This window comes from Xanthovirga aplysinae (genome assembly GCF_009711365.1).
GTDB classification, from domain to species: Bacteria; Bacteroidota; Bacteroidia; order Cytophagales; family Cyclobacteriaceae; genus Xanthovirga; species Xanthovirga aplysinae.
The window spans coordinates 1-3,821 of the sequence record NZ_SMMB01000773.1 but is presented as its reverse complement, the minus strand read 5'-3'; the positions used below and the strand labels follow the sequence as shown (position 1 = coordinate 3,821).

Genomic DNA, 3,821 nt, shown 5'->3' with positions numbered 1-3,821 from the left:
CGATTTCAATGGTTTTTTTTGAATTATTTTCTTGTATGATTTTTTTTATAAATCTTCCTTCATTTTCGTCCAGGTGGGAGTTTAATTTATATTCCTTACCTACACCATCAGTTACCTTTTCATTCTTAAAAATAGTTTCTAATAGTTCTTGGGCATTCATAATAAATAGTTAGTTGTTGATGAAATTCCTAAAGAGGAAAGTTTTTGCCTCTCATTAACTTTAAAAAGATTTTGAAGAATAAGTTTACAGTTTTGTAGGTCCTTCACCTTAAAATTTGACCAAAATATATTTTCATTTAAATAAGGTTGTTTGCAGAAACTTTTAGAAGAGATAAACTGTTTGAGGCTTTTAAATGGAAATGAAAGAGCTATTCCCTTTAAACTAAATCAAACCACTGCACAAGAATAGAAGATTGTCTTTATGGGTATAATAGTTTAGACTCCAAGTTCTTTAGGGGGAATTGATTATTTTAGTTGGGAATATTTTAGCCTGCAAAACACTTTTGATAACTTGCATCCTTTGCAAGTTTTTTCGTTAAGAAGGTGGTGGATTTATTGTAGCCTTAATAATGAAAACGAGTAAGAAGAACACCTATAACGGTACAATACTTTATTAACAAAGTTGAAATTTAGGGCGTGGGGCCTTATGACTAGTTATAGTTAATTAATTTTGGAAGAAATACCATGCTCCATTTCTTCATCAAAAAGAGTGAAAAATGTGCATAGGAGCTCTTCCAGATTATTAAATTAACCTTTTTCGGAAGAAATAGAAAATGCGGAAAGAAAAATCAGATAGTTCACAGGTAGTGGATAGCAGTGGACATGAGAAAGTAGAGATTTTTGGTGCCAGAGAACATAATTTAAAAAATATAGACACCAGCTTTCCTCGAAATAAATTGGTGGTGATTACCGGGGTGAGTGGAAGTGGGAAATCTTCTCTGGCTTTTGATACCATTTATGCGGAAGGGCAACGACGTTATATGGAGAGCTTTTCTGCGTATGCACGCTCTTTTATTGGAGATATGGAACGTCCGGATGTGGATAAAATTAATGGGTTAAGCCCAGTAATTTCCATTGAACAGAAAACGACTTCTAAAAACCCTCGCTCCACAGTGGGTACACTTACCGAGATATATGATTTTATGCGTTTGCTTTATGCTCGCGCTTCCGAGGCTTTTTCCTATCAGACAGGGAGAAAAATGGAGCAACAAACTGAGGATCAGATTGTAGAGCATATATTGAAAAACCATGATAAGGCAAAGTTAATCCTTTTGGCTCCAGTTGTAAAAGGAAGGAAAGGCCATTATCGGGAGCTGTTTCAACAGATTCGAAAAAAGGGATTTGTAAAGGTGCGAGTAGATGGAGAGACTATGGATCTGGTGCCAAAAATGCAGGTTGATCGCTATGCCACTCATGATATTGAAATTGTGGTAGACCGGTTGGTGGTGACCCCAAGTGATCGTTTCCGTATTGCCCAATCGGTTAAAACGTCCTTGACAGAAGGAAAAGGGGTTATGATGGTAGCCGATCAGCAAGGAAAAATTCAACATTTTTCCCGACATCTGATGGATCCTGAAACTGGTTTAGCTTATGATGAACCAGCGCCCAATTCTTTTTCTTTCAATTCTCCTTATGGAGCCTGTCCGACTTGTAATGGTTTGGGGCAAATCGAAAAAATTACCGAGGAGTCTATTATACCAGATAGAAACTTAAGCATTAGCCGTGGTGGAATTGCTGCCTTGGGGGAGTATAGGGATATATGGATTTTTAAAAAGATTGATTCTATCCTGAAACGCTACAAGATGAATCTTTCCACCCCTATTAAAGAATTGCCTGAGGAAGTCATAAAAACTCTACTTTATGGTTCCGATGAACCAGTTGCAGTAGCATCTGTAAAATATCCGGGAACAGAATGGAATACTAAATTTGAGGGGATCATTCATTTCCTGGAAAAACAAAAGGAGGGAGGCTCCGATAAGATCCAGCAATGGGTAAAAGAATTTACGGAAATTAAGGTTTGTCCTGATTGCAATGGCCTTCGATTAAAAAAGGAATCTTTACATTTTTTGATTGATGGAAAAAACATTGCGGAGCTGGCCATGTTGGATGTGCAGTCCCTTGCTAAATGGTTTACCGGTCTGGAGAAACGCTTGAATCAACGCCAAAAGCGGATAGCCACTGAAGTATTGAAAGAAATTCGTAAACGGATTAGCTTTTTGCTTAATGTGGGTCTGGATTATTTGAATTTGAATCGGCCTTTACGAACCCTTTCAGGAGGTGAAGCCCAACGTATTCGTTTGGCAACTCAAATTGGAACCCAGTTGGTGGGGGTTCTTTACATTATGGATGAGCCCAGTATTGGGTTGCATCAACGGGATAATGTAAAATTGATTCAAGCCCTTCAGGATTTACGTGACCTGGGAAACACCATTGTGGTGGTTGAACATGATAAAGAAATGATGCTGGATTCGGACTATATTTTAGATATAGGACCGGGTGCAGGTTATCACGGGGGACATATTGTGGCTTCCGGAACACCTCAAGAAATTTTGGCCCAGGATAGCATCACAGCCAGTTATTTGAAGGGAGAATGCACGATTGCCATTCCTGAACAGAGAAGAGAGGGAAATGGCAAAACCTTGTTACTAAAAGGCGCTCAAGGCAATAATTTGAAAAAGATTAATCTGGAGTTGCCCTTAGGTAAAATGATATGTATTACCGGAGTTTCTGGGAGTGGAAAGTCCACTTTAATCCATGAAACCTTATTCCCGATCCTGAATAGGCATTTTTTCCGGTCCAAATTGGAACCTTTAGCCTATCAGGAAATAAAAGGATTGGAAAATATCGACAAGGTGATTGAGGTTGACCAGGCACCTATTGGAAGAACACCACGGTCGAACCCGGCCACCTATACTGGTGTGTTTACGGAAATTCGTGCTCTTTTTGCCAATTTGCCAGAAGCCAAAATAAGAGGTTACAAACCTGGGCGATTCTCCTTTAACGTAAAAGGAGGGAGATGTGAAACTTGTGAAGGGGCTGGAATGAAGCAAATTGAAATGGACTTTTTGCCGGATGTACATGTGCCTTGTGAGAGCTGTAAAGGCAAAAGATACAATCGGGAAACATTGGAGGTCCGTTTTAAGGGGAAATCCATTTCCGATGTATTGGATATGACGGTGGAAGAAGCCGTGGATTTTTTCGAAAACCAACCCAAAATTGTCAGAAAAATAAAAACCTTGTTCGATGTAGGTTTGGGATACATAACCTTGGGGCAGCATGCCACAACCCTTTCTGGAGGAGAGGCCCAGAGGGTGAAACTGGCGACCGAACTTTCAAAAAAAGATACTGGAAAAACCCTTTATATTCTGGATGAACCAACCACAGGTTTACATTTTCAGGATATTCAACACTTGTTGGATGTGCTCAATAAATTAACAGATAAGGGAAATACCGTGTTAATTATTGAGCATAACCTGGATGTGATAAAAGTGGTGGATCATATCATTGACCTTGGGCCAGAGGGTGGTGAAAAAGGTGGACAAATAGTTTGCCAGGGAGCTCCGGAAAAGGTGGCAAAAAACAAAAAGAGTTACACCGCTAAATTTTTGAGAGAAGAGTTGAAAGCTTGATATATAGGGCTGTTTGAATCTTGATTCCTGAAATTTTATTTGGTTTCTAATACTTATTTTGAGGTATTTATTATTTACAGGATAGAATAATAAATTCTTAAAGCAAAGTAAAATCAAGGCTCAAAAGCCTTTAAAATTTTAATTCAGATCATGTACTTTTCCCTTCACCTTAACAAGTAATTTTTTAAAAAA

The 3,821-nt window shown here is 38.5% G+C and carries 1 protein-coding gene; it reads left to right on the top strand.

Features of this window, described 5'->3' with window-relative positions; all coding sequences use genetic code 11:
- Nucleotides 1-773: 773 nt before the first annotated feature.
- Nucleotides 774-3,629, top strand: coding sequence for an excinuclease ABC subunit UvrA (gene uvrA, locus E1171_RS05470; RefSeq protein WP_155204864.1), 2,856 nt, complete (start codon nucleotides 774-776; stop codon nucleotides 3,627-3,629).
- Nucleotides 3,630-3,821 lie beyond the last annotated feature (192 nt).